Raw genomic sequence first — 3,670 nt, 5'->3', positions numbered from 1 at the left:
GGAAGTGGAAGTTCTGGAGGTGGAAGTAGAGAAGGGGTTTGATGCAAGCTCTGATCCTAACTTCGGCGGTGGAATACCAGAAGTTTAATGATTATTATTTGTAGAGGAATAACTTTATCTTAAATTAATTAACTAAAAAGTAAAAATGAAAACAAGTAGATTTTTATCAACTATGGCTATCACCGCATTATTGGCTGCTTGTTCTAATGAAGATTTTCTGAATGAACAAGCTCCGGTGGTGGTTGATGGCAACAGACCAACTGCTAAGGTTGCTTTGGTATTTGACGAAGCAAATACTCGTTTGAGCTTTGACAAAGGGGAAAAAGGTTGGCAATGGTATTACAATGACGGCGACAAAATCGGCGCTTTGCTGATGGATACATGGGACGAATTGGCAGACGGTATTGATCACTACAAGTTTACAGATTATGTACATACCAATTATCCGTTTATACGTACTAAAAAAGACGGTGTGACTACATGGAACACACCTGAGGATGCGGCAGTTTGCGAGGGTAACTATTTCTTCTACTTCCCTTACGACAAGAAGTTCACCCATCGTGGTCTTGTAGGATGGAGCGTAAACCCTGTACAGAAGAATTACGACCCTGCAACAGGCGACTATTTCCAGATGCAGGCTATCAAAGACAATCAGAGATGGCTGGGCTACAAGTTTATCAATGCTACGGACGAAGGTATAAACAAAATCAATTTTGATTTCGTGCCCTTGTTCGCTACTCCTGCCTTCAAGATAGCCAATAATACTGGTATGAAACTGAAAGTCACCAAAATGGTTATCCGTACCAGCACTAACGAAACCAACGACGGAATTGATTTGGACGGAACTTCCCGTCTGATGGCTACAACAATGATGTTGGCTCCCAAAACAGCTAAATTTGGCAATGTCAATAAGACATGGGAAGATAAGAATTTCACAGAACATACCCGTGACATGTGGTTGCATGCTCAACGTTATATCGGTGAAAACGGTGAAAGTGTAGATGAACAGATCGATCCGGTTAAAGCAAACGGAAATTCTCTGCTCATCGACCCGTCTACCACAGTTCACGGATTGTCAGGTGATTTCTGGAAGACTGACATGGAGCTGGCTCCGACTTATGAATATGAAATCCAGTTTGGCGACAATTACATTGTAGGTGCCGGTGACTATGCAGTAGGTCGTATTGTAATGCCTGGTGGCGTTTATAATCATAACGAAGAGGAAACTTTCGAAGTTTTGTTATTTGTTGAAAAGGTAACCTCTGGCAACGGTAACGGCGAACAGATGGTAGCCCGCATTGATATGGGCAAACCCCAAACACAAGGTGGTATAGAGGGTTCTGAATGGGATGACGTAGTCAGCGATCAGGCCCATAAGTTCCTGAGACCTGATTTGACACAAGTATTCATGGCATCAGTCGATGCTGCTGCACTGCAAAGCTACAGCATCAGCGACTTCAAGGTTGCCTCTACCGAAAGACTGGAATGGATACTGGATCAGGCTAACAACAATACCGGCGCGAAGGATGTTACGCTGAGAACTATCGGCAAACGTGTAGAATTGAGCAAAGCTGCTTTTGACATCTTGAAAGCTAAGCCTAACATTCGTCTGCACATTGACGGATACATCACTCTGCCGAAAGAATTGCCTATCAATGCTATCAACAAGCTCTATTTCCACTATCCGACAAGCGATCTTACAAGTGCTAAGACTATCTTGAACATCGAAAGCAAGCAAGTGAAGGCTAAAGAAAAATTGGTGAACATGGTAAATCCGAGTGCTCCATATACATTTGATGTACTTGAGAACTGCGAAATTATCGTTGCCGAAGGTGGTGAACTCGACACTAAGACCAAGGACATTACCATTAAGTCTAAGATAACCAATGCTGGTAAAGTTAATGCAGCCGATGTTGAAGGTGACATTGAAAACGAAGTAACTGGTAACTTCGAAGCTGATAATGTAAACGGTGTAGTTAAAAACTATGGTACATACCTTGTTAAGGTTCTGCAAAAGAAAGATGTAACCAACAAGGGAGGAAATGCTACTATCGCCAACGCAGATGATGAACTGCTTAACGAAGATGGTACAATGACATTGACTGGTAAAACATACAAGAAGAAAGTTACCAATAATGATGTCATGAACATTAATGGTGATTCTGAGTTTGAATATGAGAATGCAGCTATGACTGAAGGCGAGCAAGCGTTGAACAATCATGGAACATTGAACATCAATGCAAATGCTATAGCAACCGGTATGCAACGTCGCTTCTACAATGATGGAACCGTGGTTATAGCTGAAAACAAAACTGTTAACTTCTCGTACATTAGTAACTATCGTGGTGGTAAGATTACTGTAAAAGATGGTGCCATCATGATAACAAAGAAGAACACAGAAGGAAGTGTTGTGAACGATATTGAATCTACCATTGAAAATGCAGGAACTGTTCATAATATTAAGAACAATGGCTTTATCAAGGTTCTGGATCAAGTATCTGTTACTAATGTGACATCAGGTGAAGGTATTATCGACAATTCAGAAATGGGTGACGTTTCTTATAATGACGATCAGACTTGTCAATATATTGAAAACAACATCACTGATATGACTTTGGAACAGTTGAACAACAATGTGAAGACTGCTGATGCCAACCAACTGATTATCAACGGTGGAACATTGAAATTCGAAGATACATTTAGCTTGAATGGCGGTTCTATCACATGTGAAAACAGAGGCTATTTCGGTAAAGGTGTTGTATTGAATGGAGTTAATTTGGAAGGAACGATAGGCAAATATCTCATCCTTTACACAAGTACCTTGAGCATCGAAGGTGAAACTACAATCAATCACGGTGAATTGGCTGTATTGCAACAAAATACTACCGGCGCTACTGCTACAGTTAATGGAGAACTGAATGTTAGCAATTATGGAACATTCCGTGGAGGAAACAGTGCTAAATTGACATTGAATGTACCGGGTTATGTACACAACAGTGGTACGATCAAAAACATTCACAACTACACTGATTGCTCAACTGCTGTTAACAATCACTGGACTGGTAATGCTGCTCAGAACTAAGTAGTTCTATAATTAATTAAAGAAGGTGAAGCTTTATGCTTCACCTTTTTTATTGTCAATAGAGAGGGGAAGGTGAACGAACGTATTATCTCATTGTAATACCATAAAGTATACAGCCAAATACAATCACCTTCTTATTAGAATAAGGTATTTTGATTCTATATCTACATATCCTATCCCAAATGAGCTTTATTTATCGCCTTACAAACTGAATAACTAATAGTTTGTCAATAAAATAATTTACGACTTATATTACTCGTTAGTTAACGGTTCAGACAGTGAATAACTAATGACTTATTACATCCAATTCTGATTCTATATCTGCCCCTATTTTCAATCTCTTTGTAAAGGACCATTTTTACTCTCCATTCCTTAACTCATCCCTCAACGATATATATTCTGCTTCTCAACTATCAGTTAGAAAGTAAGATTTTCTATCTTATATTCTTACACCTTTTTACTCCTAAGTATCAATTATAGGTGCCAACACCACCGCATCCACTACTTTTTCCCTTCTATATACACTCAGAATCAACGTTTTATAATACTACCTTCAGGTGTCATGAAGTGGTGTTAATTGAACTTTTG

Annotated in this window: 1 protein-coding gene; it reads left to right on the top strand. The window is 39.5% G+C overall.

Annotation, left to right across the window (positions count from 1 at the left end):
- Positions 1 to 145 precede the first annotated feature (145 nt).
- Complete coding sequence (locus QVP67_RS00350; protein ID WP_022161580.1) at positions 146 to 3,082, top strand: hypothetical protein; 2,937 nt, start codon at positions 146 to 148, stop codon at positions 3,080 to 3,082.
- The last annotated feature ends 588 nt before the right edge of the window (positions 3,083 to 3,670 follow it).

The sequence above is a fragment of the Bacteroides sp. CAG:633 genome (assembly GCF_000435115.1).
In the GTDB taxonomy this organism is placed as follows: Bacteria; Bacteroidota; Bacteroidia; order Bacteroidales; family Bacteroidaceae; genus Bacteroides; species Bacteroides ndongoniae.
This window is presented reverse-complemented; position numbering and strand designations above follow the sequence as displayed.

What these genes read in the sequence shown, in the direction of transcription:
- QVP67_RS00350 (WP_022161580.1), top strand. Translation starts at nt 146, where the DNA reads ATGAAAACAAGTAGATTTTTATCAACTATGGCTATCACCGCATTATTG.